The organism is Streptosporangiales bacterium, from assembly GCA_009379825.1.
In the GTDB taxonomy this organism is placed as follows: domain Bacteria; phylum Actinomycetota; class Actinomycetes; order Streptosporangiales; family WHST01; genus WHST01.
This window is the reverse complement of record WHTA01000037.1, coordinates 1-25,702: the sequence shown is the minus strand read 5'-3', so window position 1 is coordinate 25,702 and position 25,702 is coordinate 1. Positions and strand designations below refer to the sequence as shown.

Here is a 25,702-nt window from a genome sequence, read left to right as displayed (position 1 = left end):
CACGTGCTAGAGCGCGTCTTCGTCACCGACGCCTCCGGCTAGATCGGGTCGGCCGTCACCGACGAGCTCCTCGCCCACGGCCACGACGTCATCGGCCTCGCCCGCTCCGACGACACGGCCGCCGCCCTCGCGGCGAAGGGCGTCACCGCCCACCGCGGCAGCCTCGACGACCTCGACGGCCTGGCCGCGGCGGCCGCGGCGTCGGACGGGGTCATCCATCTCGCCTTCAAGCACGACTTCACCGACTACGTCGACGCCGGTCGCAGCGAGCACGCCGCCGTCCTGCGGATGCTCGACACGCTCGAGGGCAGCGACCGGCCGTTCCTGCTCGCCTCCGGGCTGGCATCGGGTGTCACCGGGCGCCCGTTGACGGAAGACGACGAGTCACCGCGCCACGGTGCCGACTCGATGCGTGGCGGCAGCGAGAACCTCGCCCTGTCCTACGCCGACCGCGGGGTCCGGCCGGTGGCGAGCAGTGCGGCTACCGCGAACGTTGATGGGGATCGCGAAGGAACGCGGAGCGGCCGGCTACATCGGCGACGGCTCGACCCGGTGGGCGGCCGTGCATCGTTGCGACGCCGCGCGGACGGTCCGACTCGCGCTGGAGAAAGCCCCTCCGGGTGCACGGGTGCACGCGGTGGCGGAGGGCGGCATTGCCTCCCGCGACATCGCCGCTGGCATCGGCGACTACCTCGCCTGCCGACGGTGTCGGTCGCGGCGGAGGACGCCCAGGCCCACTTCGGCTGGATCGGAGGCTTCTTCGGCATGGACGTCACCGCGTCGAGCACACGCACCCAGGAGCTGCTCGGCTGGACACCGAGCGGACCGACGCTCCTCGAGGACATCGCCGCCGGTGCCCACGCGCTGTCGAAGTGACCCTCGTCGTTACCCGGGGGCGCTGAACTTGAACGTCGCCCAGCCGTGGCCAACCGGAGCCTTGTCGCGGTTGACCCACTCGAGGCGGACGCCGCGGTCCTTCTTGGCCATGGCGTGGTCCACCTTGCCGCCCTTGGCCACCTCGAAGCCGGGAAAGTGGTGGCGGCACTCCGAGGCGTACGCGTTGAGGTCGCCTGCGGCCAGGACGGGCGGGTTCGGGTGGCGGGCGGCGTACGCCTGCACGGCCCTCTTGGACTCGAGCCATGCGCGGCGGTTCTTGTGGTTGACCTTCATGCCCCCAGCCGGGCCGCCCGGCGGGTAGTGCACGCCCATGACGAGCCACCGTTGGCCGGACACGCGCAGGTCGACCGCCGGGTAGCGCCGCGGCTCGTGTCGCTTACCCGCGTTCGGCCACCACCACGGCTGGCTCATCTTCAGGAGGACGCGACTCTTGATCTGCACGCCGTTGCGGATGAGCAGCGCTACGCCCGGAGCCTCGGTCCCACACTTGCGTGGTGTACTGCCGCAGCCGGTAGCCCTTGCGGTCGGCGACGGCTCTCAGGTGCTTGCGCGCCTTGTACACCTCAGTGAGCACCATGACGTGCGGCTTCCGGTTGCCGAGGAACTTGCCCACCGGCGGCATGCGGCTGCCCTCGACGTTGGCGATGGACACCCGGACGTTGTCCCGTTGGGCAGCCGAAGCCGACGTCGTGACCGTCAACGTGGCCACCAGCATGACGAACGCGGACAAGGTCGCGAAGACCGGACGTGCACCCCACAGCATCGGCGACCCCATGGCTCGAAGGTCGAGAAACGATCCGGTGGGTAACGCTCCCGGCGGCCGTCGTCGCCAGGGCGTGGTTGTGCGGACCAATTTTCTGCCCGCAGCCGATATATTGTCGGCATGTATCCCGACCGCCTCGAGGACGCACAGATCCGGGAGATCCTCGCCCATGCGCGGGTTCAGCCGGTCGGCGCAGGCGACGGCACACTGTTCGGTGAGCCGCTGCTGATCCTGTACCAGTGGGTCACCGACCTCGCAGACGGACTCCGGTACAGCATCCTCAGCCCGGCCGGCATGGTCGTCGGGCGCTGCCACGAGCTGACCGCAGAGCAGCTCGACCCGGCAGAGAACTCCTTCGGCGAGCTGATGGACCACGCGAACACCGACCGGATCGCGTTCTTCGACCCGTACGGAACGCCCTGGGCGCGGCTCGCGCACAAGAAGGTGTGGAAGAGCAAGGTCACGCTGACCGCCCCCGCAGGCGGCGAGATCGGTGTCTTGCAACAGAAGAACGTCATGGGCAAGGTCAGGCTCGGCCTGCAGGCCGGCGGCCGCGACCTCGGCGAGCTCGTCTCCGACAACACGCGGCTGCTCGGGTTCACCCTCACCGACGCCGCCAAGACCCCGATCGGCCGCGTGCACAAGCTCGGCGGCTACGCGCAACCGGGAGCGTTTGGTCCGGGGCGGGTGCTCGGCTGCTACGTACTCCAGCTGCACGCCCGCCCCGCCCAACCGCTGCACGCCCTGGCGATCGCCGCACCCGTGGCATTCGACCTCGCCTTCAGCCCCACCCAGGCCGGTCACCGTTCGCTCGGCCGCACCGTCACCGGCGACTAGCGACCACCACAACCGGTGCCGCCGAGTGGCTCGGACGCTGGCAAGCGTGACCTGTAGGGCGGCATCGTGCCTGAGGCACCGCAGCCATGCAATGCCTACCCTGGCACTGCAGGGCGCCTCTCACTCGCGCGTGTCGTTTGCCAGCGTTCCCGCGGACAGATCCAGCTCGCGTTCCGCTACCTCCCTGACCACATGGCTCAGATCGTCGGCGCGCTGCGTCGCCGGGCGAATCGAGCGCTGGACTGCGATGCCGGCTAGCGTGACGAGGATCCGCCAGGCGCTCTGCGCACTGTCGTCGGTGGCGAACTCCCGAGCCCGCCTGCCCTTGTCGATCACGCGGGCCAGGAGGTCGACTCCGGCCGCCATCTGACGGTCGACCTCGCGCGCGAGCTTTGGACGCCGACTGGCCGTTACCCATGCGCTCATCCACAGCGCGAGGACCGCTTCCCGGCGCCGCGCCAGGGAGCGCGTGCGGAACTCGGTGAGCGCTTCGGTCGCCGGCAGGTCGTCGAGGCCATCGGCCAGCTGTTCGATGTCGGTCGTCACCACGTGCCGGAAGGCTTCGACGATGAGGTCGTCGATTTGCGGGAAGTAATGGTGCAGCAGGCCCGGCGCGACACCCATTCGCGCGGCAATGTCGCGCCCGGTCAGCCGGTCCAACCCGATCTCGTCGGCCAGGGCGACCGCGACCTCGATGATTTCCGCTCGCCGTTGGGCCGGTTCCTTACGTGTCCTCTTCGCTGCCGTTGACTTCACGATAGGCAGCGTATTAAATGTGTGGCCAAAATAGGTGGCCTCGTGTGCGACAGCCGCTGGTTCAGGACGGAACGAGTCACTCCGGCCGTGACCCGCATCTTCGAGCCGCTCGTCGACCCGCTCCTGCAGGCCAACGCGTGGTATGCGGCACCGACCGAGACGTCTTCGTCGACGCCGGGCTCGGGCTTGTGTCGTTGCGCGCGAACCTTCCCGGTCTCTTCGACAGGGACCCGATGCTCGTGGTCACCCATACGCACCTCGACCACTCGGGCGGCGCGTACGAGTTCGCCGACGTCGCCGTCCATCCGGCCGAGGCCGACATGGTCGAGCGTCCAGGACCCACGAGCCTGTTCGCCCGCGAGCTCTTCGCCCTGCTCGGTATCGCCGACGCCGACTTCATCGCAGCCCTGCCCGAGGTGCCGGTCGAAACCTACCCGTCTCCCGGTTTCGATCCCGCCGCCTTCGCGATCCGCCCAGCCGCCGTAACACGAACCGTGCAGGAAGGCGACCGGATAGACCTCGGCGACAGGCAGCTCACCGTCGTCCATCTACCGGGACACTCGCCGGGAAGCATCGGCCTGCTGGACGAGCACGCGGGAACGCTGTTCAGCGGCGACGCACTCTACGACGGCGTGCTAGACACCGTCGCCGGATCGGACGTGTCGCAGTACCGCTCGACGATGCAGCGCCTGTCAACCACGGCCTGCGACGTCGTCTACCCGGGTCACGGCACGGCGATCAGCCCCGCGCGTGCACACGAAATCGCCACGAGGTACCTGCGCTCCCGACTCCAGACCGACTGAAAGGGCCCTCGACGATGACCTTCCTCGACGTCACCGACTCGTACCTGCTCGTCATCGACATGCAGTCCGACTTCTACGGGCCGGACCGACGCGACATCGACAGAGCCGCGCTCGACGCGGCATTCCAGACAGCCGCATGGGTCACCGCGGTCTCCCGATCGCTCGGCGTCCCCACGGTCGTCACCGAGGAGGACGCGGCCAGCAACGGCACGACGACCGCCGCCATCGTGGAAACAGCTCGGCCAGTCCGCGCAAGTTCGGCGCCGCTATGCGCTGGGTGAGACTCATCTGCACGACGAGGTGGTCGGCGAGCTCACGAGGTTCTCCGCGCAGCGATGAGTTCCTGCGTCCGTTGCGGTCTACCTTGCGAAACCCCCGAGGCCGAGGAGCAGACCAATGGGCAAGATCGTCTCGAACTTCTTCATCTCGCTGGACGGTTGTCGAGTCGCCGGACCAGTGGCATTTCCCGTACTTCAACGACGAGATGGGCGCCGCGATCGGGGTCGGCATGGAGTCCGCTGGGGCGTTCCTGATGGGCCGCAAGCTGTACGAGGAGTGGGCCGAGTACTGGCCGGCGGCGGACGCGGACCAGGACTTCGCCACGTTCATCAACGACATCGACAAGTACGTCCTGTCGAACACCCTGCAACAGGCGGACTGGAACAACACCACGATCATCTCCGGCGACGTGGCCACCGGTTTGCGCGAGGTCAAGGAACGGACAACAGGCGACATCCAGATGTCCGGCTGCGCGACGACCGCTCGCTGGCTGCTCGCCAACGGGCTGCTCGACGAGCTGAACCTGCTCGTCCACCCGATCGCCGTCGGCCACGGCCAACGGCTGTTCGAGGACACCCCGACCCAGCCGCTGAAGCTGCTCAGCTCGAAGACCTTCCAGACCGGCGTCCTGCACCTCGTCTACGCACCGGACGCCAGCTGACCAGAGCGTGGGTCGACGGGAGCGGCGGTTGGAGTGAAGATGGGACGACCACTCGCCGTGGGTGTCGGGAGGTTGTCGTGAGCACCGTCCATCAGCACAAGTTCGTCCTGGACGAGTCCGAGTTGCCGACCAGGTGGTACAACCTGTGCGCCGACCTGCCCGAGCCGCCCCCACCGCCGCTGCATCCGGGCACCCGCGAACCGATCGACCCGGACGCGCTGACGCCGCTGTTCCCGATGGACCTGATCGCGCAGGAGGTCACCACCGACAGGTACGTCGACATCCCCGCCGAGGTGCAGGACGCGTACCGGCTGTGGCGGCCGTCGCCGCTGTACCGCGCCCACCGCCTGGAGGCGGCACTCGGCACGCCCGCGCACATCTACTACAAGTACGAGGGCGTCTCCCCCGCCGGCTCGCACAAGCCGAACACGTCGGTGCCGCAGGCGTTCTACAACGCGCAGGCGGGCGTGCGGAAGCTGACCACGGAGACCGGCGCCGGCCAGTGGGGCACGGCGCTCGCGTTCGCCTGCGCGCTGTTCGACCTCGAGTGCGAGGTGTGGCAGGTCGGTGCGAGCTACGACCAGAAGCCGTACCGCCGCATGATGATGGAGACGTACGGCGCCACCGTGCACCGGTCGCCTTCGCGCCTCACCGAGTCCGGCCGGGCGTTCCCCGACGACCATCCGGGCAGCCTGGGGCTGGCCATCTCCGAGGCGGTCGAGGTCGCCGGGCAGGCCGACGACACCAGGTATTCGCTCGGCAGCGTCCTCAACCACGTACTGATGCACCAGACGGTGATCGGCGAGGAGGCGCTGCTGCAGTTCGAACGGGCCGGCGAGATGCCCGACCTGATCGTCGGCTGCACCGGTGGTGGCTCGAACTTCGGCGGCCTCACCTTCCCGTTCATCCAGGAGAAGCTCGCCGGGCGGATGTCACCGGTGATCCGTGCGGTCGAGCCGGCGGCGTGCCCGTCGTTGACCCGTGGCACGTACGAGTACGACTTCGGCGACACCAGCGGGCTGACGCCGCTGCTGAAGATGCACACGCTCGGGCACGACTTCGTCCCCGACCCGATCCACGCCGGCGGCCTGCGGTACCACGGCATGGCGCCGCTCACGAGTCACATCTACGAGCTCGGTCTGCTCGAGGCGGTCGCCATCCCGCAGCGCGAGTGCTTCGCCGCGGCCGTGCAGTTCGCCCGCGCCGAAGGCATCGTGTCGGCACCCGAGCCCACGCACGCGCTTGCCGCATGTGTCCGGGAAGCCTTGTCCTGCAAGGATTCCGGCGAAGAGAAGGTCATCCTCACCGCGCTGTGCGGACACGGCATGCTCGACCTCGCGGCGTACGACGCGTACCTCGCCGGTCAGATCGTCGACAACGACCTGACCGAGGAAGCCCTGCAGGCGTCGCTGCGGACGGTCCCGCAGCCGGCGGGTTGAGTGTCGGCCCCGGCCACCTCGTGAGTGGCCGGGGCCGCACGGTTCTCTGACGTGTCGCATCGCTCGATCGCGTGACAGGGCCTCGCCTCCTCCTCCATGCCGGCGGTGGTCACTCGGCGCGTCGGCGGGCTATGCCTGGCGGAAGCGGACCGAAGCGGCGAGTGCGATCTTTGCCTTGACGTGGCCGTGCGCGACGACGTGCGCGTTCCCGCTCACCTTGCAGTTGGCCGTCGCCGAGACCACGGCGTCCAGGTCGGTGGCGTTCCTGACCCGGAGCACCAGGTCGCCGTGCGCCTTCAGGCGGTAGCACTTACCCGCGTCCGGGCTCGTGATCTTGTGCGTGGCGCCAGCCTGCGTCTGGTAGCTGAACACCGGCTGTTGGCTGGCCGCCGCCGGCGTGACGGTGGCTGGCACGAGCAGCGCGGCAGCCGCCAGCGCGGCAACGATACGGGTGACCATGACGAGCTCCGATCACAATTAGTACCGGTTATATCACTGTGAGTATCGTAAGCCGGTACGGCGGATCGCGCACCCGTTTCCGCGAGATCGCCCCGTCAGCCGCGTTACGGCGCCCAACCCGCGTGCAGCCATCAGGCACCGAACACCGCGCTGACCAACACTGCGGTCGCGGCGACCGCGACAGCCACGCCCGCACGTGCCCGGGCGAGCTGCACCGCCAACGGGAAGAACAGCACGAAGGCCGGCACCAGGAACCGCGGCTTGGACCCGAAGTACCCCGAGGTGCCGAAGGCGAGTGCGACCGTGACCACCCAGTACGCGAGCAGCGCCATCGGCTGCCGCTGCCGTACACACGAAAGACACAGCCACGCCACGGCGCCCAACCCGAGCACCATGCCGACGCCACCGAGCACCGCGGGGAACGCGGTGAAGGTCGAACCGATGAGCTGTACGAAGTTCAGTCCGGCGTCGAAGCCGTTGTTCCACTGCCCCTGCACGTCGAGGTAGCCGAAGATGCCGCCGCCGGTGTACCACCCGACCCAGAGGACGTAACCGGCCGTACCCCACGGCGCGAGCAGCGCGCCGACGACCGGCTGCCAGCTCAGCTTCCGCTCCCGCACGCACGTGACGAGCGCGGCGACGACGACGGCCGCGACGACGGCCATGCCGAACGGCCGGGTGAGGCCGGCAAGCACCGCGAGCAGCCCGGCCGCCACCCACTGCCGACGGAGTACGGCATACAGCGCCCAGGCGGCGAGCGCGGTGAACAACGACTCGCTGTAAGCCATCGACTGCACGATGCCGACCGGCATGGCGGCCCACAGCATGACCGCATAACAACCCGCACGCGGTCCGTACAACCGCTCGGCGATCAGGTAGATCCCCCACGCGGCGAGCACCGAGGCCACCCAGCTGACCGTCAACCCGGCGTCCCCGTACGATAGCGGGCTCACCGTGACGAGCACCCGCTCCAGCCACGGCAGCAGTGGGAAGAACGCCAGGTTCGAGTGCACAGCACCGTCGGCCAGCTCCACCTGCCAGCCGTAGCCGAAACGCGCGATCCGCATGTACCAGAGCGAGTCCCAGCGCCCGGCGAGCAGCTGGTGCGGGTTGCTGCCCACCACCGCGGCCCACAACGACAACACGAGTAGACCCAGTCCGCGTACCGCCATGTACACCAGCACCACGGGCCACGCCCGGTAGAGCGCCGCCGTGGCCCGGTCGCCCACCATCCGGTGCGGACCACGGGCCGCAGGTATCGCCTCGACGCGCGGACGCTCCAGTACGGGCACGTGTCCCCCGGTTGCTCGTCGATGTCCCCCGTGACGTTAGGTGTCCACGACATAGTGCGGCCATAGGTGTGCTTGGCGCCTGCACAGTCCTTGGTGGACGCCAGGTCGGTTGGTACCGTGTGTCGCTCCGAACCGAGTGGACTGGGGAGCACTGATGACCGGGTCAGCCGTCGCCGCCGATGGTCGCGAGCGGTGGGGAAGCAAGGTCGGATTCATGTTGGCCGCCGCGGGATCGGCGGTCGGCCTCGGCAACATCTGGCGGTTCCCGGCCGTCACGTACGAGAACGGCGGCGGGGCCTTCATCATCCCGTACCTCGTCGCACTCGTGACCGCAGCGTTACCGATCCTCATGCTCGAGTACGGTCTCGGCCACAGGTACCGGGCCGGCGCACCGTTCACGTTCCGCCAGATCCGGCGCCGGTGGGAGTGGCTGGGCTGGTGGCAGACCGCCGTGTCGTTCCTCGTCGTCACGTACTACGTGACGATCCTCGGCTGGTGCCTGAGCTACATGGTGTACTCGTTCGGCACCCAGTGGGGTGACGACCCGGCGGGGTTCTTCATCGGCAGCTTCCTCGGCACCTCGGCCGACGGCGACCCGTCGGGGTTCTGGCAGTTCGGCGGGCTCCAGCTCAAGGTGCTGCTCGCGGTGGCGATTGCCTGGCTGCTCGTCTACGCGATCCTCATGCGGCGCGTCAGCAAGGGCATCGAGCTGGCCGCGAAGGTCTTCATGCCGTTGCTGGTCGTGCTGCTGCTCATCATCGTCATCCGCGGCATCACCCTGCCAGGTGCCGCCGTCGGGTTGGACGTGTTGTTCACGCCCGACTTCGCCGCACTGGGCAACCCGGCGGTGTGGATCGCCGCGTACGGCCAGGTGTTCTTCTCGACCAGCATCGCGTTCGGCACGATGATCGCGTACTCGAGCTACCTGCAGCGCAAGACGGACCTCACGAACAGCGCCGCCGTCGTCGGGCTGTCCAACTCCGGTTTCGAGATCCTCGCTGCGGTCGGCGTGTTCTCGGTGCTCGGCTTCCTCGCCAACGCGTCAGGCGCACAGGTGACCGACGTCGTGGAGAGCGGTGTCGGCCTCGCGTTCATCGCGTTCCCCGCGATCATCAACGAGCTGCCCGGCCTGAACAGCCTCTTCGGCGTGCTCTTCTTCGGCGCGCTCTTCATCGCCGGCATCACGTCCGCGGTATCCATCCTGGAGCCGGGGATCGCGGCGGTACGGGAGAAGTTCTCGCTCAGCCGGCCGGCCGCCGTCACCATCCTCACCGGGTTGGCCGCACTGATCAGCCTGCTGTACGTGAGCAAGGGTGGCCTGTTCTACCTCGACACGGCGGACCGGTTCCTGAACAACTTCGGTCTGGTGCTGTGTGGCCTCGGCGAGATCGTCCTGGTCGGCTGGGTCGCGCGTGCCCTGAACGGCATGCAGACCCACCTGAACGCCACCTCGTACTTCAAGGCCGGTTGGTGGTGGAAGGGCTCGCTGCTCATCATCACACCGCTGCTGCTCGGCTCGATGACCGTCTACAACCTCTACACCGAGCTGACCACCAGGTACGAGGACTACCCGCTGTCCGGCCTCATCGTGATCGGCTGGGGTGCCGTCGTGCTGTCCCTCGCCGTCGCCGTGCTCATGCAGGCGGTCCGCAAGTCGCACCAGATTCCTTCGGAAGGGTGAGCGCCGTGGGTACAAGCGCCATCGTCATGTTGCTCATCGGTGTCGTCGTCGTCTACGGCAGCCTGACCGCGGCCGTGGTCAACTACATCCGGGCGTCCCGCAAGGACGTCTCCTGAGGAGGCGTCGGCCGGCGCGGCTAGGCTCGTCCCCGTGGAGCTGATACATACCGGCAAGGTCCGTGACGTGTACGCAGAAGGCGACGACCTGGTGCTCGTCGCCTCCGACCGCATCTCCGTCTACGACGTGGTGCTGCCCACGCCGATCCCGGACAAGGGCAAGATCCTCACGGCCCTGTCGCTGTGGTGGTTCGAGCAGCTCGCGGACGTCTTCCCGAACCATGTGATCTCCGGCACCGACGTGCCGGCGGAGTTCGCTGGCCGCGCGGTGCGGTGCCGGCGGCTGGACATGGTGCCGTTCGAGTTCATCGCCCGCGGCCACCTCGCCGGGCTCGGCCTGCGCGAGTACCAGACCACCGGCGCGATCTCCGGCGTGCAGCTGCCGGCCGGTCTGCTCGAGGGGTCGCGGCTGCCCGAGCCGATCTTCACGCCGACCACGAAGGCCACCGCGGGCCACGACGAGTTCGTCACCGCCGACGCGTTGGTCGACGAGCTCGGCGCCGACACGACGCAGGCGCTCGCCGACGCCACGGTGGAGATCTACCGCCGTGGCGCGAAGCTCGCCGCCGACCGCGGCATCGTCATCGCCGACACGAAGCTGGAGTTCGGCCGGGCACCCGACGGCAGCCTGGTGCTCGCCGACGAGCTGCTCACCCCGGACTCCTCCAGGTTCTGGCCGGCCGACAGGTGGCAACCTGGCCAGCCGCAGTACGCGATGGACAAGCAGGTCGCGAGGGACTGGGCGTCCGGGCTGGACTGGGACAAGACGGAGCCTGGCCCGGAGATCCCGGACGACGTCGTCGCCGCCATCCAGGACCGCTACGCCGACGTCTACGGCAGGATCACCGGCGAGCGCTGGACGTTCTGACGAGCGTCTTGCCGGTGTTCGCACCGTCCAGCATGGCGATGAACGCGTCCGGCGCGTTGTCGACGCCGTCGACGATCGTCTCCTCGTAGGAGAGCTTGCCGTCGCGCAGCAGCGGGCCGACCGCGCCGAGGAACTCGCCGTACCTGTCGTAGTGGTCGCGGATGATGAACCCGCGTACGGTGAGCCGCTTCTGCACGATCTGGAACAGGTTCCGCGGGCCGGGCGGTGGCTCGGTCGCGTTGTAGACCGACACCGCACCGCAGGCGGCGATCCTGCCGAAGTCGTTCATCACGGCGATCGCCGCCTCCAGCTGCTCGCCGCCGACGTTGTCGAAGTAGACGTCGATGCCGTCCGGTGCCGCCGCGGCGAGCTGTTTCACCGCCGGGCCGTCCTTGTAGTTGAACGCGGCGTCGAAGCCCAGCGTGCCGGTCACGTACTGCACCTTCGCCGCGGTGCCGGCACTGCCGACCACCCGCGACGCACCGCCCAGCTTGGCGAGCTGCCCGGCGATGCTGCCGACGGCGCCGGCCGCGGCGGAGACGAAGACCACGTCGCCCGCCCGCATCCCGGCGGCCTCGTGCAGGCCGTAGTGCGCGGTGAACCCGGTGCCGCCGAGCACGCCCAGGTAGACCGAAGGGCTCGGCACGGCGGACACGTCGACGCGCCGGAAGTCGCCGGCGGCCGCGACCGCGTACTCGCGCCAGCCGTGCTGGTGCACCACCACGTCGCCGACCGCGAGCCGGTCGCTCGCCGACGCGACCACCTCGCCGACGGCCGCACCGGTCATCACCTCGCCGACCCGGAACGGCGGCACGTACGACTTCGCGTCGTTCATCCGCCCGCGCATGTACGGGTCGACGGAGAAGAACAGGTTGCGCACCTGCACCTCACCCGTGGTCGGGGAGCGCACGTCGGTTTCGACGAAGGCGAAGTTCGCCATCGTCGGCGCACCGTGCGGGCGAGCCGCCAGGTGCACCTCACGGCTGCGGGTACTCATCCGCCACCACCCCTCACTCGTCGCCGAGCGTCAGCACCACCTTGCCGACGCTGCTGCCCGACGTGACGTACGCGTACGCCGCGTCGAGGTCGGTGAACGCGAACACTCGGTCCACGGGTACTCCGAGCCTGCCAGACCCGACGAGCGGAAGCACGTCCGCGCGTACGCCCGCCACCACCTCCGCGTGCTCCGCCGAGGTTCTCGTGCGGAACGTGGTACCGACCAGGCGGACCCTGCGGTACGCGAGCCGGCCGAGGTCGAGCAGCGCACGGTCGCCGGCCAGCCTGCCGACCTGCACCACCGTGCCGCCAACCCGGGTCGCCGCGATCGCCCGGTCGGTCAGCTCGCCGCCGACGTGGTCGACGACCACGTCCGCGCCCGCACCACCGGTGCTCTCCAGGACGGCGTCGGCGAGGTCGGTCGTCGAGGTGTCGATCGCCACGTCCAGACCTGGCACCAGCTTCAGCTTCGCCGCCGACCGCGAAGTGCCCAACACGGTCGCCGCGCCGAGCTCGCGGGCGAGCGCGGCGGCGAACACGCCCACGCCGGACGTGGCGCCCAGCACGAGCACCGAGTCACCCGGCCGGAGGCCGGCACGTGCCACGAGAGCGTCGTGCTCGGTGAGGCACGCCACCGGCAATGCCGCCGCGGCGGTCCAGGTCAGCGCCGCCGGCACCGGCAGCAGCAACCGCGCGTCGACCACCGCGTACTCGGCGAACGCACCGTTGACCATGGCCATCACCCGGTCGCCCGGCACGACGCCCGTGACCTCGCCGCCCACCCACTCGACCGCACCGGCAAGCTCCGCGCCTGCGACGTTCGGCAGCGCCGGATCGTGCGCCTTGCCGCGGTACCGCCCGTCGCGCTCGTCCAGGTCGGCCCGGTTGAGACCGACAGCGTGTACTCGCACCAGCACCTCGTGCGGCGCCGGCGTCGGCACCGGTAGCCCGGTGTACGCCCAGCCGCCCGCGCCGACCACGACCGCCTGCAACACGCTAGCTCTCGTAGAAGACGCGCTCGAAGACGTTGCGGGCGTGCCGCGCCGAACGCCGGTAGTCCTCGACGAGCGAGCCCACGTGGTCGGGTTCGTAGCCGAGCACCCGGGCGACCGCGCCGCGTTCCTTGAACTCGACGGGAATCGTGTCGCCCTGCTTGCCGGTGACCAGGCCGCGCGCGTTGCGCACCCGGCTGGCGAACCGCCAGGCGGCGACCAGCTCGTCGCGGTCGGCCGGGTCGAGCAGCTCGGCCACGACGGCCTGCTCGAGCGCGGTGACCGTACCCGTGGTGCGCAGCGCCGGTTGCGCGCCCGCGTGCCGGAGCTGGAGCAGCTGCGCGACCCACTCGACGTCGGACAGGCCACCGGGGCCGAGCTTGACGTGCATGGCGGGGTCCACGCCGCGGGGCAGCCGCTCCGCCTCCATCCGCGCCTTCAGCCGGCGGATCTCCTTCAGCGCACTGCCGCCGAGGCCCTGCGCCGGGTAGCGCAGCGGCTCGATCGACGCGCTGAACCGCTCCCCGAGCTCCCGGTCGCCGGCCACCGGCCGCGCCCGCAGCAGCGCCTGGCTCTCCCACGGCGACGACCACCGCTGGTAGTACGCCTGGTACGAGGCCAGGCTGCGCACCAACGGTCCCGACCTGCCCTCGGGGCGCAGATCCGCGTCGATGGTCACCGGCGGGTCGGGGCACGGCAGCGCCAGCAACCGCCGCAGCTCGTCGGCGACCGCGTGCGCCCACCTGGCGGCGTCCTCGTCCGCGACGCCGGTGCCCGCCTCGTACACGAACAGCACGTCGGCGTCGCTGCCGTACGCCATCTCCGCGCCGCCGAAGCGCCCCATCCCGATCACGGCGAACCGGCCGGGCGCCGGCTCCCCGGCGCGCACCGTGCGCAGCGCCACGTCGAGCGCCGCGGCGATGGTGACCTCGGTGACGGTCGTCAGCGCGGCGCCCACCGCCTCGACGTCCAGCGAGCTGAGCAGGTCGGCCGCCGACACCCGGAACAGCTCCCTGCGACGCACCCCGCGCAGGCCGGCCACCGCGCGCTCCGGGTCGTCCTGCCGGCCGACGATGGACGCGGCCTCGCGCGCCAGCGCGTCGTGCGGCCGCGGCACCAGCTCCTCTTCCGCGCCGACGATGCGCACCGCCTCGGGTGCGCGCAGCAGCAGGTCGGCCGCGTACCGGCCGGCGGCGAGCACCTTCGCCAGCCGTTCCGCCGCGGCGACCTCCTCCCGCAGCAGCCTGAGGTACCAGGGCGTGCGGCCGAGTGCGTCGCTGGCCTGCCGGAAGGCGAGCAGCCCGTAGTCCGGGTCGGGGCCGTCGGCGAAGTAGCCGAGCATCACCGGCAGCAGCGTGCGCTGGATCGCCGCCCGCCTGCTGACCCCCGCAGTCAACGACTCGATGTGCCGCAGGGCACCCGCGGGGTCGGCGTAGCCGAGCGCCTCCAGCCGGCGCCGGGCCGCCTCCGGCGTGAGCGACACCTGCTCGCCTGGCAACCTGGCGACGGCGTTCAGCAACGGCCGGTAGAACAGCTTCTCGTGCAGCCGCCGCACCTCCCGCGCGTGCCGCTGCCACTGCTCCACCAGCTCGCTGATCGGCTGCGTGCGGTAGCCGAGCGCACGGCCGAGGCAGCGCAGCTCGGCGTCCTCAGCGGGCACGACGTGGGTGCGGCGCAGCCGGCGCAGCTGCAGCCGGTGCTCCAGCGTGCGCAGGTAGCAGTACGCGTCGGCGAGCGGCGGGCCGTCGTCGCGGCCGACGTAGCCGCCGTCGGTCAGCGCGGCCAGCGCGGCCAGCGTGTTGCCGCTGTGCAACGTCTCGTCGGACCGGCCGTGCACGAGCTGCAGCAGCTGCACCGCGAACTCCACGTCGCGCAGGCCGCCGCGGCCGAGCTTGAGCTGACGGTCCGCGTCGCGCTGCGGCACGTGCTCCTCCACCCGGCGGCGCATCCCCTGCACCTCGTCGACGAAGCCGTCCCGGTCGGCCGCGTGCCACACCAGCGGCGTGACCCTGCCGACGTACTCCTCGCCGAGCGCGAGGTCGCCGGCCACCGGCCGCACCTTCAGCAGCGCCTGGAACTCCCAGGTCTTCGCCCACCGGTTGAGGTACGACTCGTGGCTGGCGAGGGTACGTACCAGCGGCCCCGCCTTGCCCTCCGGCCGCAGCGCCGCGTCGACCGGCCACAGCACGCCCTCCTGGGTGTTCTGCGAGCAGGCGCGCATCATGCCGGCGGCGAGCTTCGTCGCGGTCGCCAGCGCCACCGCCTCGTCGCCGTCCGGGACCGGCTCGGCGACGAAGATGACGTCCACGTCGCTCGAGTAGTTCAGCTCGCGCCCGCCGCACTTGCCCATGCCGAGCACCGCGAGCCGGCAGGGCGCGGCGTCGGCCGGCAGCTCGGTGCGCGCGATGGCCAGCGCGGCCTCGAGCGCGGCGCAGGCGAGGTCGGACAGCAGGGCGGCCACCTGGTCCAGGGCGAGCTCGCCGGCCAGGTCGCGGGCGGCGACGACCAGGAGCGCACGCCGGTAACCGACCCGAAGCGCGTCGTACGGGTTGCCGTCCGCCGTCGACGCGCACGGCTGGTCCGCGACGGGGTCCGCCCCGACGGCCGCGAGCAGGTCGGCCCGCGGCCGCTGCCCCACCGGCTCGCGCAGCGCCCGCCACTGGCCGGGGTGCCGCACCAGGTGGTCGCCGAGCGCGGAGCTGAACCCGAGCACCGCGAGCAGCCGGTGCCGCAGCGCGTCGTCGCCGCGCAGGGTGTCGTCGAGGGCGGCCAGCTCGCCGGCGTCCGGGTCGGCACCGGACGCGATCGCGTCGCGAAGCCGGCACACGTTCGCCAGCGCGAGGTCGGGGTCGGCGGTGTCCGCCAGGTCACCGACCAGCTCGGCCGCGATCCCGTCGAGCAGCTCGCTCGCGGCCTCCGGGTCGGCGAAGCCCAACCGCGCCAGCCGGCCGAGCAACGTCGTCCGTTCTTCGCCCAGATCCGCCCGCACGCCCCGAGACTATCCCGCCGGCCGGCGACCGCACGCCGCGCGCACCCGTCCTTGGTAGGGTTGGCGAGACTTTCGGATATCGGATCCAAGGAGCTGCCGTGCCTCTCGCCGGTGCCCTCGACGGGCTGGTCATCGCGGACTTCTCCCGGGTACTCGCCGGACCGTACGCCACCATGCTGCTGGCCGACCTGGGTGCCACGGTGGTGAAGGTCGAAACCCCGATCGGCGACGAGACCCGCAGGTGGGGACCGCCGTGGGCGACCGACGGCGTCAGCACGTACTATCTTTCTGTCAACCGCAACAAGCACTCCATCGCCCTCGACCTGCGCACCGAGGAGGGCCTGGCCGACGCCGTCGCCATCGCGACCAAGGCGGACGTCTTCGTCGAGAACTTCCGCGCCGGCAGCCTGGACCGGATGGGCCTCGGCTACGAGGCGCTGCGTGCGCACAACCCCGGGCTGGTCTACTGCTCGATCACCGGCTTCGGCGCCGCGTCGCGGCTGCCCGGGTACGACGCCGTCGCGCAGGCGGTCTCCGGGCTGATGTCGGTCACCGGGCCGGCGGACGAGCCGAGCAAGGTGGGCGTGGCCATGTCCGACGTGACGACCGGCATGCACGCCGCCATCGGCATCCTCGCCGCCATCAGGCACCGCGACCGCACCGGCGAGGGGCAGCACCTGCGGCTGAGCCTGCTGTCGTCCACGCTGTCCGCGCTGGTGAACGCCGGCAACGCGTACACGGAGACCGGCGAGTCGCCGCGCTCGATGGGCAACAGGCACCCCAGCCTTTGCCCGTACCAGCCGTTCGAGACTGCCGACCGGCCGCTGGTCATCGCGTGCGGCAACGACGCGCAGTTCGGCGCGCTGTGCACGTGTCTCGGGGTGCCCGAGCTGGCCGCCGACCCGCGGTTCGCGCACAACGCCTACCGGGTGGCGCACCGCGACGAGCTCACCGGGCTGCTCGGCGAACGGCTGGCGGCGAAGGGCGCCGACGAGTGGGAGACGCTGCTCGGCGACGCCAGCGTGCCGTGCGGCCCGGTCAACGACATCGGCGGCGGGCTCACGCTGGCGACGGCGCTGGGGCTCGCGCCCGTCGTGCAGGTCGGCTCGCGCTCCCAGGTGGCCAGCCCGTTCCAGCTGTCCGCCACCCCACCCACGTACCGCACGCCGCCGCCGGACGTGGACGAGCACGGCGACGCGGTCCGGCACTGGCTGACGGGCGGTGAGCTGACGTGAGCGGCTCGGTGAAGCCGCCCACCGCGCAGCAGGCCGTGCTGGCCGAGCTGCGCGGCTTCCTCACCGCGGGGACACTGCGTCCCGGCGAGCAGATCCGCCAGGACGCGCTGGCCGAGGAGCTCGGCGTCAGCCGGGTGCCGCTGCGCGAGGCGCTGAAGATCCTGGAGGGTGAAGGCCAGGTCACCTACGCCGCCCACCGCGGCTACTTCGTCGCGGAGCTCTCGCTGGCCGACCTGCTCGAGGTCTACCGGATCCGCGCGCTGCTGGAACCGGAGGCGGTAGGCGAGGCGCTGCCGCGGCTCACCGCCGAGGACGTCACCCGCGTGCTCGACGCGCACCACGACGTCGAGCGGGCGTCGGCCGCCGGCGACCTGGCCGCGATGACCGAGGCCAACCGCCGCTTCCACTTCGCCCTGATGGACCCGTGCGGGCTGCCCAGGCTGGTCAGGTTCGTCCGGCTGCTGTGGGACGCCACCGACGCGTACCGCTCGTTGTACTACAACCTCGCCGAGCACCGGTCGACCGTCGTGCACGAGCACGAGCAGGCGGTGGCGGCCATCCGAACCGGCGACGCGGACACCCTGGTGAAGGTGCTCGACGAACACCGCGAGAACGCCGTCGCCGCCCTGCGCACCCTGCTCCCCACCGACCCCGCGTAAACCGCGGCGGCGCAGGTCGCGGGCTGTCAGCTGCCGTAGTGGTATCGGCAGGCCGCAATGCGGATCTCGTCGTCGGCGACCTTGTACACGAGACGGTGCTCGTCGGTGACCCGGCGCGACCAGTAGCCCTGGAAGCCGTGTTTGAGTGGTTCGGGTTTGCCGATACCCTCGTTGCCGTTGCGCTGGATCTCTTTGATCAGCACGTTGATCCGCTTGAGGGTTTTGCGATCCTGAGTCTGCCACCAGAGGTAGTCGTCCCAGGCGTTCTGGTCCCAGACCAGCTTCATTCCACCAGGTCCCGCCGGATCCCCTCGCCGTGTTCGAGCCGCTCAATGGATGTCAGCAGCCGGCGAGCGTTCTCCGGGCTCTTGAGCAGGTAGGCGGTCTCCTTCAACGACTCATAGTCGTCGAGCGCAACCATGACCACGGGGTCGTGCCCAGCACGAGTGATGATCACTTCCTCGCGGTCATCGGTGACGGAGTCCAGCGTCTCGGCGTACCGTGCGCGGGACTCGGAGTACGACATGGTCCTCACGATCCACCTCCCTACGTACAAGAAATTGTACGCACACGAGGGCGTTGCGGCAAGTGAGCTACCGTCGCGGCGGCGCGCTACCGGTCGGTGGCGTGCACGAGCTGGGCGAAGCGGTGGGCCACGGCGCGCCACACGGGGGTCGACACCGGCTCGTCGATGATCGCCTGCCGGTACACCTGCTCGGGCTCGAAGCCCTGCGTACGCATGGTGTCGGCGTTCCACTGCGGGATCCGGTCCGGCGTCGTCTCCGGGTGGAACTGCACGCCCCACGCCCGCGGGCCGACCCGGAACGCCTGGTACGGGCAGCGCTGCGTCTCCGCCAGCCACACCGCATCCGGCGGCAGCGCGGTGATCGCGTCCACGTGGTGCTCGATCGCCGGCACCACGTCGGGCAGCCCCTGGAACAGTGGGTCGTCGGCCGCCTCCGCGCGGATGGTGACGGGGGTGCTGCCGTTCTCCGGCGCGCCGACGTCGCCCTGCACCTCGCCGCCGGCGACGTGCGCGAGCAGCTGGCCGCCGAGACAGATGCCGAAGAACGGCACACCGGCCGCTAGCGCCTGGCCGGCCAGCTCCCTGGTGCGGGCGAGCCACGGCGCCCGCTCGTCGTCGTCGGGCAGGTAACCGCCGCCGAGCACGAGCAGCGCGTCGTGTTCCAGCGTCCGCGGCAACGAGGTGCCGGCGTACGCGGGCACGACGTCGACGACGAGGCCGTCCTCGGTCAACCAGTCGCCGAAGCGGCGCGGCCCGCCGCGCTCGCCGTTCTGTACGGCCAGCACCCGCGGCGGACCGTGGCTCGTCCCTGCCATCGCCGCCAGGTTAACCGGCGGCGCGCACCGCCGGGATGACCTCGTCGGTGAGCACCTTGATCTGCTCCCGCCAGTTCCACGACGTGATCCGCAGCGTGATCTCGGTGGCGCCGTCGGCGTACAGCTGGTTCAGGTCGGCGATGACCTGGTCGACCGAGCCCGCGGCCGTCCAGTACTTGGCGTCCTCCTCCGAGTACACCGGGCCGTAGTACTCCCTGAGGAACCGGTAGCTCTCGTCGTACGCGGCGTCGCGGTCCGGGTTGAGGTTGACGTTGTGGTAACCGACGACCGGGAAGTTGTCCGGGTCGCGCCCCTCCTCCTCCAGGTACTGCCGCACCAACGGCCAGTTCTCGGTCAGGTAGCCGGGCGCCTTCCTCGTGGTCATCCAGCCGTCGGCCAGCCGCGCGACGCGCCGCAGCGCCTTCTCCGCACGCAGCCGCGGGTCCGGGTTCGACGCGATGTGGATCGGCGGCGGCGACTGCACCGGCTTCGGGTTCACGGAGACGTCCTCGAAGCTGAGGTACCGGCCCTCGAACGTCACGTTGTCCTCGGTCCACAGCCGGCGGAGGATGTGCATGTACTCCTCCAGCCGGCCGGTGCGCGACTTGTCGGTGACGCCGTACAGCGCGCCCTCCTTCGCCGACGCGTCCCGCGCCTTCACGATGCCCGTGCAGGCGGCGAGCAGCATCCGCCCGTTGGAGAGCTGGTCGAGCGTCGCCCACTGGTCGGCGAACAGGATCGGGTCACGCACGGGGAAGCTCGCCATGCAGCCGACCGCGAGCTCGACCCGTTCGGTCACAGCGGCGAGCGAACCGAACAGCGCGATCGACTCAGGGCGCGGCTTGGCCAGCAGGCTGTCGCCGATCCACAGCGAGTCGTAGACACCGGACTCGTCCGCGAAGTGACCGGTCTCGACGAGCTCGGAGTACGTGATCGCGTCGAAGAACACACCGCGCTGCGGCAGGGTAAGGCCGAGCTTTCTGGCCATGCCAGGTTCCTTTCTCGGGTCAGGACAGCGTTACCTGTCCGTTCGGGGTGTCGAGCACGACCTCGAAGCCGGGCGCTCCCCGGTGCAGGTCGAGCGTGACGTCCAGCGCGTCGAGGTCCTTGCGCACCGCGTCCGGGTCCGGGTGTCGGCCGGCGAACGAGAGCAGCGGCAGCTCGGGCAGGTCACCGGTCGCCGGCTGCGGCGAGTCCTGCCAGTCGATCAGCGCCGGCACCAGGCCATCCTTGTTCTCCGGCGGCCACTTGGCCAGCCGCCACTCCAGCAGCGACCCCTTCGGGGTCTGCCGCGACATCGGCTGCACCTCGCCGGGCTCGTAGCCGCGCTCCCTGGCCCGCCGGATCGTCCCGTCCAGGTCGGTGGGGTGCACCAGCCAGGCCACGATGCGCGGCTCGGTCAGCTCGTGGATGCCCCACGCGGTGGTGCCCCGGCCGGGCGCGGACGGGTCGTCCGGCCCGATCAGCTCGAGGTAGGCGAGCGGCCCGAGCCGCACCAGGTGGTTGCGGCTGCCCTTGCCCACGTGTCGGCCGCCGAACGGCGCGTGCACCCCGGTGCGTTCCTCGAACGACGCGACCAGCTCGTCGACGTCGGGCGCGGCGTAGACGATGTGGTCGAGTTGCGGCTCGATCACTGGTTCCTGCCCTCCCAGCTGCTATGGTCCGGAACAGACGATGCCGTGTCGGCGGTCGGCTGCCAACTGGATGAGACGAATGTCTCCAGTTGTCCATCCTGCCCTCATCGGGTACGTACGACCTCAGGACCGAGGTCACCGACCCGGCGGCAGCCGGCCAGCCCCATGGTGAGGTCGAGGTCGGCCGCCAGGTTCCTGATCACCTCGCGTACGCCGGTCTCGCCGGCCACCGCGAGGCCGTAGACGTACGGCCGGCCGACGAGCACGGCGCTAGCGCCGAGCGCCAGCGCCTTGACCACGTCCGCTCCGGTGCGTACGCCGCTGTCGAAGAGCACCGGCAGCCGCCCGGCCACCGCCGCCACCACGTCGGGCAGCGCGTCCAGCGCGCCGACGGCACCGTCGACCTGCCGGCCGCCGTGGTTCGACACCACCACCGCGTCCACGCCGGCGTCGACCGCGTGCGCCGCGTCGTCGGGATGCAGGATGCCCTTCAGCACGATCGGCAGTGTCGTCAGCTCCCGCAGGTGCGCCAGGTCGGGCCACGCCAGCGTCGGCCGGGAGAACACGTCGAGGAACGTCTCGACGGCCGCCACCGGTCGCGGCGACCGCAGGTTGCGCAGGAACGCGCCTGGATGGGCGCGGGCCAGGTCGACGAGCGTCCGCACGGCAGCCGGCGCCGGCCGCGGGCGTTCCCGCGGCTGGGGGTGGGCGAGCCGGTCGTCGACTAGGCGCCGGAACACCGGGTCCGAGGTGTACTGGGCGATGCCGTGACCGTGCGCGAACGGCAGGTACGCACGGTTCAGGTCCCTCGTCCGCCAACCCAGCATGGTGGTGTCCAACGTCACGACGATGGCGTCACAGCCAGTAGCCTCCGCGCGGGCGACGAAGCTCCGCACCAGGTCGTCCGACGAGCTCCAGTACAGCTGGAACCACCGCGGCCCGTCCCCCATCGCCGCCGCACACTGCTCGAGCGGGCGCGACGCCTGGGTGGAGAACACCACGGGCACGCCTTCCGCGGCCGCGGCACGCGCGACCGCCACGTCCGCCTGCCGGTGCACGATCTCGAGCGCACCCACGGGCGCGAGCAGCAGCGGCGTGGGCAGCCGGCGCCCGAGCACGGTCACCGCCGTGTCGCGCTCGGCCACGTCGACCAGCATGCGCGGCACGATGCGCCTGCGCTCGAACGCCGCCCTGTTTGCACGAACCGTCGACTCGACGCCCGCACCACCTGCGACGTAGTCGAAAGCCGCGCGGCTCAGCGAACGGCGGGCGCGCCGCTTCAGCGCGGCGTAGCCGACGGGGACGACCGGACGGCGCCCGACGGCCCCGGCCCGGTAGATCGCCGCCTGGCGTTGCCTACCGCTGCTCACCGGCGGTCACAGCTCGGCGAGCCGTTCCGCGTACGAGGAGCGGACGAGGACCTTGCCGTCCTCGACGACGGTCTCCTCGTCGAGGAACTCGAAGAAGCCGATGGTGCCGCCGCCGGGCTCCGGCACGAGGTTCGCGCCTTCCCGCAGCGCCCGCCAGGCCGCACCGGGCAACGTCGCCGCGACCACGGTGCGTTGCACACCTACGTGCGCCAGGTACCTGCGCAACAGCGCCTCGCCGCGATAGATCGCCGGCCCACCGAGGTCGGGCACCCGGCCGGAGGGGCCGGCCGCGACCAGGTCGGCGAGCCGCCGTGCGACGTCGCGTACGTCCACCGGCTGCACCCGTAACCGCGGCACCACCACGAGCGGCGGGCGCGCGAACTGCTGCGCCAGGGCGAGCACGAAGTCGTGGAACTGCGTAATGCGCTGGATGGTCCAGTCGACGTCGGACTCCTCGACCAGCTGCTCGGCTTCGAGCTTGGACTTGTAGTACGTGTACGGCACCTTGTCGACGCCGACGATCGAGACGTAGACGACGTGCCGCACCTCGGCCAGCCTAGCGGCGGCCAACAACCGCTTGGTGCCCTCTTCGTCGACCGCCTTGTGGCGTACCAGATCGGTGGCACAGTGCACGATCGTGTCGACGCCGGCGACCGCTTCCTCGATCCCCTCGTCGCTTGTGAGGTCGACGTTCACCTTCTTCGTACGAGGTGGCAGATCGACCAGCCCACGACTCATGGCTCGCACTCGATAACCGCGCCGAGCAAGCTCGGCGACTACCGGCTCACCGAGGACCCCGGACGCCCCTGTGACCAGAACATTCGTTGCTTCCGCGTCGTCGGTCGTGCCCATGGCGTTACGCTACCGCCAATCGCTTCATGGGTCAGAGGATCGGAAGATATCGATCCCGTTCGTAAGCAGTCACTTGGCGTTGGTAGTCCTTCCACTCCTCGCGCTTGTTGCGCAAGAAGAAGTCGAAGACGTGCTCACCCAGCGTTTCCGCGATCAGCTCACTGTCCTGCATGACGGCGATCGCTTCGGAGAGGCTCTCCGGCAACGGCTCGATGCCGAGCACTCTGCGTTCGGCGTCGGTCAACGCCCACACGTCGTCCTCGGCTCCGTCGAGCAGCTCGTACTCCTCCTCGATGCCCTTCAACCCGGCGGCGAGGATCACCGCGAACGCCAGGTACGGGTTGCACGCGGAGTCCGGTGAGCGTACCTCGACCCGGGTGGAGTGGCCACGCTGCGAGTACATCGGGATACGGATGAGCGCCGACCGGTTGTTGTGTCCCCAGCACACGTACGCGGGGGCCTCGCCGCCGGCGCCCGCGGTCTGCCCGGCGGAGCTCCACAGCCGCTTGTACGAGTTGACCCACTGGTTGGTCACCGCGGCGTATTCCCTGGCGTGCCTGAGCAGGCCGGCGATGAACGAGCGGCCGACCTTGGACAGCTGGTACTGCCCGCCCGGCTCGTAGAACGCGTTCTGCTCACCTTCGAAGAGGGAGAAGTGCGTGTGCATACCCGAGCCGGGGTACTCGGTGAACGGCTTCGGCATGAACGAGGCGTAGACAGACTGCGACAGCGCGACCTCTTTCATGACGAACCGGAACGTCATGATGTTGTCCGCGGTGCTCAGCGCGTCGGCGTACCGCAGGTCGATCTCCTGCTGCCCGGGCGCGCCCTCGTGGTGGCTGAACTCCACAGAAAGGCCCATGTTCTCCAGCATGGTGACGGCCGTGCGCCTGAAGTCGCGCGCGACGCTGTGCGGCGTCTGGTCGAAGTAGCCGCCCGAGTCGATCGGCACCGGATAGCCGCCCGGCGTCGGCGGGTCGGTGAAGAGGAAGAACTCGATCTCCGGGTGGGCGTAGAAGGTGAAGCCGAGGTCACCGGCACGCTTCAGCGCCCGCCGCAGCACGTGCCGCGGGTCGGCGTGGCTCGGCGAGCCGTCCGGCATCAGGATGTCGCAGAAGATCCGTGCCGCGCCCGGCGCGTCGGTGCGCCACGGCAGGATCTGGAACGTCGTAGGGTCCGGCTTCGCGAGCATGTCCGACTCGTAGACCCGGGCGAAGCCCTCGATGGCCGAGCCGTCGAAGCCGATGCCCTCCTCGAACGCGGACTCCAGCTCAGCGGGCGCGACGGCGACCGACTTCAGGAAACCGAGCACGTCGGTGAACCACAGGCGCACGAAACGGATGTCGCGCTCCTCCACGGTGCGCAACACGAACTCCGTCTGCTTGTCCATCGCATCCCATCCCTGCCGGCAGGCCACCTGGACACATATCACCCAAGTACGAGCATCCTGCCACGCGCAAGCAACGCGCCGCGGTCGACCGTCAGCGTTGTCAGGTACGCAACCGCTTCGCCGCCGCCAGGGCCGCGGTGTACGCGTCGTTCATCGCGTCGTCCCTGCTATATGCGTCGGTGTCGATGTCGCGGGTGCCTGACCACGACCCGGACGGTGCGGGACCTGCCGCCGCCGTACGCGAACCAGTCGAGCTTCGCCTCGTCGCCGAGCCCGTCCTCGGTCAGCCGCTCACCGTCGTTGGTGTAGTAGAGCGTGCGCGCGACGGCGGTCGCGTCGTCCCCGGTGGTGCGGCTCGGTGCGATCGCCTCCACGTCCACCGCCAGGCTGGGCTGCTCGGTCTCGTTGTCGGTCCAGGCGCACCCGGGCCGCCGCCCACCGGGCGGCGAGGTGTCCCACTGTTTCACCCCTGGCATCAGGCGGTTCGCGGTCGGCACGGCGGAGCAGACCGGACGTACGGTGTCGAACTCGCCGTCCCGGTACCCGACCCTGGGCGGTGCCGGCTGCTTACCGCCGGCCAGCTCCACGAGCAGCTCACGCGCGGCGGCGAGGGTGCCCGCCTCGACCTGGTCGAAGGCGGGCATCCGGTCGCCCCCGGAGTCGGCCAGCGACTGGATCCGCGCCCTGACCTCGACGATGGTGTTCCTGTCCCGCACCGCTATCCACACCTCGGCCCGCTTGCTCGCGGGCAGCAGGAACCGTGCGACCTTAGCCTCGTCGCCGAACCTCCGCATGGGCACGGTGGGCACACCCGCCCAGCCGTCCAGCCGGCCAGCCGGCGGAACCGCGCCCGCGCCTCCTTGCTGGCCGTGTAGCTGCGCCTGGTCAGCGGCGGCGTGTACGTCGACTCGGTCACGGTCAGCTCGCGCCGCATCGAATGGTCGTCGTCGGAGTCGTCCTGGGACCACGAGCACTCGCCGTAGGCCGAGATCTCGGGTTCGGTGATACCGAGCTTGCGCAGCGTCCTGGTCGAGACCGCATGGCAGAGCTCGGCCGAGGGATCCGGGGTGTGTTCGCCCTTGCGCACCGTCGGGGACGGCTTGGGGCCGGTGCTGCTCGGCGTGGCCTCGACGTCGCCACCGGTGCATCCGCCGGCGACGAGGGCCACGCCGAGCACGGCCGCAACGACGCTCCCGACCGACCAGTGCCCCACGCCAGGCGACACTAGTGCGCCCGAGTTATAGATCGGCCATAGCTACTTCGACCTGAAAAATGGTGGGCTGGGGTGACCTGGTTCGTGTTTGGTGGGTTTCTTCGAGCGTGGTCTTCCCGGGTGGCTCTTCACGCGGCCAGTGCACCGATCTTGACCAGGTTGTGGGCGAAGATGCCGTGT

27 protein-coding genes and 2 pseudogenes are annotated in these 25,702 nt (G+C 70.4%); 11 read left to right on the top strand and 18 right to left on the bottom strand.

The window, feature by feature from the left end; translation table 11 throughout:
- The first annotated feature begins 3 nt into the window (after positions 1-3).
- Positions 4-876, top strand: a pseudogene (locus GEV07_17885) (NAD-dependent epimerase/dehydratase family protein).
- 9 nt (positions 877-885) lie between these two features.
- Here GEV07_17885 and GEV07_17880 read toward each other — a convergent pair.
- The gene (locus tag GEV07_17880; GenBank protein MQA04503.1) at positions 886-1,308 is read right to left on the bottom strand and encodes a hypothetical protein; all 423 of its coding nucleotides are present in this window, start codon (positions 1,306-1,308) and stop codon (positions 886-888) included.
- On the bottom strand, positions 1,274-1,672 hold the full coding sequence (locus GEV07_17875) for a hypothetical protein (protein MQA04502.1): 399 nt from the start codon (positions 1,670-1,672) through the stop codon (positions 1,274-1,276). The genes GEV07_17880 and GEV07_17875 overlap by 35 nt, the downstream gene beginning before the upstream one ends.
- Before the next feature lie 108 nt (positions 1,673-1,780).
- On the opposite strand from GEV07_17875, the gene GEV07_17870 reads away from it, so the two are divergent.
- Complete coding sequence (locus tag GEV07_17870) at positions 1,781-2,497, top strand: hypothetical protein (protein ID MQA04501.1); 717 nt, start codon at positions 1,781-1,783, stop codon at positions 2,495-2,497.
- 120 nt (positions 2,498-2,617) lie between these two features.
- Here the strand turns inward: GEV07_17870 and GEV07_17865 are convergent, their stop codons facing one another.
- Positions 2,618-3,253 (bottom strand): TetR family transcriptional regulator, encoded by a 636-nt coding sequence (locus GEV07_17865; protein ID MQA04500.1) that lies wholly within the window; start codon positions 3,251-3,253, stop codon positions 2,618-2,620.
- 17 nt (positions 3,254-3,270) lie between these two features.
- Between GEV07_17865 and GEV07_17860 the strand changes: the two genes are divergently transcribed.
- The 4 genes and pseudogenes from GEV07_17860 (at position 3,271) to GEV07_17845 (ending at position 6,435) form a co-directional block, all read left to right on the top strand.
- Positions 3,271-4,056, top strand: coding sequence for an MBL fold metallo-hydrolase (locus tag GEV07_17860; GenBank protein MQA04499.1), 786 nt, complete (start codon positions 3,271-3,273; stop codon positions 4,054-4,056).
- 14 nt (positions 4,057-4,070) lie between these two features.
- Positions 4,071-4,337 (top strand): hypothetical protein, encoded by a 267-nt coding sequence (locus GEV07_17855; GenBank protein MQA04498.1) that lies wholly within the window; start codon positions 4,071-4,073, stop codon positions 4,335-4,337.
- 115 nt (positions 4,338-4,452) lie between these two features.
- A pseudogene (locus tag GEV07_17850) lies at positions 4,453-4,996 on the top strand (dihydrofolate reductase).
- Between the two features lie 77 nt (positions 4,997-5,073).
- Positions 5,074-6,435, top strand: coding sequence for a TrpB-like pyridoxal phosphate-dependent enzyme (locus tag GEV07_17845; GenBank protein ID MQA04497.1), 1,362 nt, complete (start codon positions 5,074-5,076; stop codon positions 6,433-6,435).
- A gap of 129 nt (positions 6,436-6,564) precedes the next feature.
- On the opposite strand, the gene GEV07_17840 is transcribed toward GEV07_17845, so the two are convergent.
- On the bottom strand, positions 6,565-6,894 hold the full coding sequence (locus tag GEV07_17840) for a hypothetical protein (GenBank protein ID MQA04496.1): 330 nt from the start codon (positions 6,892-6,894) through the stop codon (positions 6,565-6,567).
- Positions 6,895-7,025: 131 nt separating this feature from the next.
- Positions 7,026-8,126, bottom strand: coding sequence for a hypothetical protein (locus GEV07_17835; protein MQA04495.1), 1,101 nt, complete (start codon positions 8,124-8,126; stop codon positions 7,026-7,028).
- 214 nt (positions 8,127-8,340) lie between these two features.
- Between GEV07_17835 and GEV07_17830 the strand changes: the two genes are divergently transcribed.
- The 3 genes from GEV07_17830 to GEV07_17820 are packed head-to-tail and all read left to right on the top strand — an operon-like array spanning position 8,341 to position 10,851.
- Positions 8,341-9,867, top strand: a complete 1,527-nt coding sequence (locus GEV07_17830) for a sodium-dependent transporter (GenBank protein MQA04494.1) — start codon at positions 8,341-8,343, stop codon at positions 9,865-9,867.
- 5 nt (positions 9,868-9,872) lie between these two features.
- Positions 9,873-9,983, top strand: coding sequence for a MetS family NSS transporter small subunit (locus GEV07_17825; GenBank protein ID MQA04493.1), 111 nt, complete (start codon positions 9,873-9,875; stop codon positions 9,981-9,983).
- A gap of 34 nt (positions 9,984-10,017) precedes the next feature.
- Positions 10,018-10,851 carry a phosphoribosylaminoimidazolesuccinocarboxamide synthase gene (locus GEV07_17820; GenBank protein MQA04492.1) on the top strand — a complete coding sequence of 278 codons (834 nt, stop codon included), beginning with the start codon at positions 10,018-10,020 and terminating at the stop codon, positions 10,849-10,851.
- On the opposite strand, the gene GEV07_17815 is transcribed toward GEV07_17820, so the two are convergent.
- The 3 genes from GEV07_17815 to GEV07_17805 are packed head-to-tail and all read right to left on the bottom strand — an operon-like array spanning position 10,826 to position 15,816.
- Positions 10,826-11,848 carry a zinc-binding dehydrogenase gene (locus GEV07_17815; GenBank protein ID MQA04491.1) on the bottom strand — a complete coding sequence of 341 codons (1,023 nt, stop codon included), beginning with the start codon at positions 11,846-11,848 and terminating at the stop codon, positions 10,826-10,828. The genes GEV07_17820 and GEV07_17815 overlap by 26 nt on opposite strands.
- A gap of 13 nt (positions 11,849-11,861) precedes the next feature.
- The gene (locus tag GEV07_17810; protein ID MQA04490.1) at positions 11,862-12,842 is read right to left on the bottom strand and encodes a zinc-binding dehydrogenase; all 981 of its coding nucleotides are present in this window, start codon (positions 12,840-12,842) and stop codon (positions 11,862-11,864) included.
- A 1-nt stretch (position 12,843) separates the two neighbouring features.
- Complete coding sequence (locus GEV07_17805; protein MQA04489.1) at positions 12,844-15,816, bottom strand: bifunctional [glutamine synthetase] adenylyltransferase/[glutamine synthetase]-adenylyl-L-tyrosine phosphorylase; 2,973 nt, start codon at positions 15,814-15,816, stop codon at positions 12,844-12,846.
- A 110-nt stretch (positions 15,817-15,926) separates the two neighbouring features.
- On the opposite strand from GEV07_17805, the gene GEV07_17800 reads away from it, so the two are divergent.
- Together GEV07_17800 and GEV07_17795 are read left to right on the top strand one after the other, a co-directional pair.
- Positions 15,927-17,063, top strand: coding sequence for a CoA transferase (locus GEV07_17800; protein ID MQA04488.1), 1,137 nt, complete (start codon positions 15,927-15,929; stop codon positions 17,061-17,063).
- The gene (locus GEV07_17795) at positions 17,060-17,722 is read left to right on the top strand and encodes an FCD domain-containing protein (GenBank protein ID MQA04487.1); all 663 of its coding nucleotides are present in this window, start codon (positions 17,060-17,062) and stop codon (positions 17,720-17,722) included. The genes GEV07_17800 and GEV07_17795 overlap by 4 nt, the downstream gene beginning before the upstream one ends.
- Positions 17,723-17,748: 26 nt before the next feature.
- Here the strand turns inward: GEV07_17795 and GEV07_17790 are convergent, their stop codons facing one another.
- From GEV07_17790 to GEV07_17745, 10 genes are all read right to left on the bottom strand, one after another.
- Positions 17,749-18,009 (bottom strand): Txe/YoeB family addiction module toxin, encoded by a 261-nt coding sequence (locus tag GEV07_17790; protein MQA04486.1) that lies wholly within the window; start codon positions 18,007-18,009, stop codon positions 17,749-17,751.
- Positions 18,006-18,257 (bottom strand): type II toxin-antitoxin system prevent-host-death family antitoxin, encoded by a 252-nt coding sequence (locus GEV07_17785; protein ID MQA04485.1) that lies wholly within the window; start codon positions 18,255-18,257, stop codon positions 18,006-18,008. The genes GEV07_17790 and GEV07_17785 overlap by 4 nt, the downstream gene beginning before the upstream one ends.
- A gap of 77 nt (positions 18,258-18,334) precedes the next feature.
- Complete coding sequence (locus GEV07_17780; protein ID MQA04484.1) at positions 18,335-19,063, bottom strand: type 1 glutamine amidotransferase; 729 nt, start codon at positions 19,061-19,063, stop codon at positions 18,335-18,337.
- Positions 19,064-19,073: 10 nt separating this feature from the next.
- On the bottom strand, positions 19,074-20,051 hold the full coding sequence (locus tag GEV07_17775; protein MQA04483.1) for an LLM class flavin-dependent oxidoreductase: 978 nt from the start codon (positions 20,049-20,051) through the stop codon (positions 19,074-19,076).
- A gap of 19 nt (positions 20,052-20,070) precedes the next feature.
- Positions 20,071-20,715: a VOC family protein gene (locus GEV07_17770; protein ID MQA04482.1), complete on the bottom strand. Its 645-nt coding sequence runs from the start codon at positions 20,713-20,715 to the stop codon at positions 20,071-20,073.
- An 86-nt stretch (positions 20,716-20,801) separates the two neighbouring features.
- Positions 20,802-22,067 carry a lactate 2-monooxygenase gene (locus GEV07_17765; GenBank protein MQA04481.1) on the bottom strand — a complete coding sequence of 422 codons (1,266 nt, stop codon included), beginning with the start codon at positions 22,065-22,067 and terminating at the stop codon, positions 20,802-20,804.
- A gap of 6 nt (positions 22,068-22,073) precedes the next feature.
- A complete protein-coding gene (locus GEV07_17760; GenBank protein MQA04480.1) occupies positions 22,074-22,919 on the bottom strand; it encodes an NAD(P)H-binding protein in 846 nt (281 codons plus the stop codon).
- Between the two features lie 31 nt (positions 22,920-22,950).
- Positions 22,951-24,309: a glutamine synthetase gene (locus tag GEV07_17755; protein MQA04479.1), complete on the bottom strand. Its 1,359-nt coding sequence runs from the start codon at positions 24,307-24,309 to the stop codon at positions 22,951-22,953.
- Between the two features lie 167 nt (positions 24,310-24,476).
- Complete coding sequence (locus tag GEV07_17750) at positions 24,477-25,103, bottom strand: hypothetical protein (GenBank protein MQA04478.1); 627 nt, start codon at positions 25,101-25,103, stop codon at positions 24,477-24,479.
- Entirely contained in the window at positions 25,028-25,522 is a 495-nt protein-coding gene (locus GEV07_17745; GenBank protein MQA04477.1) for a hypothetical protein, read from the bottom strand. Before GEV07_17745 ends, GEV07_17750 begins: the two co-directional genes overlap by 76 nt.
- Positions 25,523-25,702 lie beyond the last annotated feature (180 nt).

What these genes read in the sequence shown, in the direction of transcription:
- GEV07_17780 (MQA04484.1), bottom strand. Translation starts at nt 19,063, where the DNA reads ATGGCAGGGACGAGCCACGGTCCGCCGCGGGTGCTGGCCGTACAGAAC.
- GEV07_17880 (MQA04503.1), bottom strand. Translation starts at nt 1,308, where the DNA reads ATGAGCCAGCCGTGGTGGTGGCCGAACGCGGGTAAGCGACACGAGCCG.
- GEV07_17760 (MQA04480.1), bottom strand. Translation starts at nt 22,919, where the DNA reads ATGGGCACGACCGACGACGCGGAAGCAACGAATGTTCTGGTCACAGGG.
- GEV07_17815 (MQA04491.1), bottom strand. Translation starts at nt 11,848, where the DNA reads ATGAGTACCCGCAGCCGTGAGGTGCACCTGGCGGCTCGCCCGCACGGT.
- GEV07_17755 (MQA04479.1), bottom strand. Translation starts at nt 24,309, where the DNA reads ATGGACAAGCAGACGGAGTTCGTGTTGCGCACCGTGGAGGAGCGCGAC.
- GEV07_17860 (MQA04499.1), top strand. Translation starts at nt 3,271, where the DNA reads ATGTGTGGCCAAAATAGGTGGCCTCGTGTGCGACAGCCGCTGGTTCAG.
- GEV07_17830 (MQA04494.1), top strand. Translation starts at nt 8,341, where the DNA reads ATGACCGGGTCAGCCGTCGCCGCCGATGGTCGCGAGCGGTGGGGAAGC.
- GEV07_17750 (MQA04478.1), bottom strand. Translation starts at nt 25,103, where the DNA reads ATGCGGAGGTTCGGCGACGAGGCTAAGGTCGCACGGTTCCTGCTGCCC.
- GEV07_17875 (MQA04502.1), bottom strand. Translation starts at nt 1,672, where the DNA reads ATGGGGTCGCCGATGCTGTGGGGTGCACGTCCGGTCTTCGCGACCTTG.
- GEV07_17835 (MQA04495.1), bottom strand. Translation starts at nt 8,126, where the DNA reads ATGGTGGGCGACCGGGCCACGGCGGCGCTCTACCGGGCGTGGCCCGTG.
- GEV07_17790 (MQA04486.1), bottom strand. Translation starts at nt 18,009, where the DNA reads ATGAAGCTGGTCTGGGACCAGAACGCCTGGGACGACTACCTCTGGTGG.
- GEV07_17840 (MQA04496.1), bottom strand. Translation starts at nt 6,894, where the DNA reads ATGGTCACCCGTATCGTTGCCGCGCTGGCGGCTGCCGCGCTGCTCGTG.
- GEV07_17870 (MQA04501.1), top strand. Translation starts at nt 1,781, where the DNA reads ATGTATCCCGACCGCCTCGAGGACGCACAGATCCGGGAGATCCTCGCC.
- GEV07_17775 (MQA04483.1), bottom strand. Translation starts at nt 20,051, where the DNA reads ATGGCCAGAAAGCTCGGCCTTACCCTGCCGCAGCGCGGTGTGTTCTTC.
- GEV07_17855 (MQA04498.1), top strand. Translation starts at nt 4,071, where the DNA reads ATGACCTTCCTCGACGTCACCGACTCGTACCTGCTCGTCATCGACATG.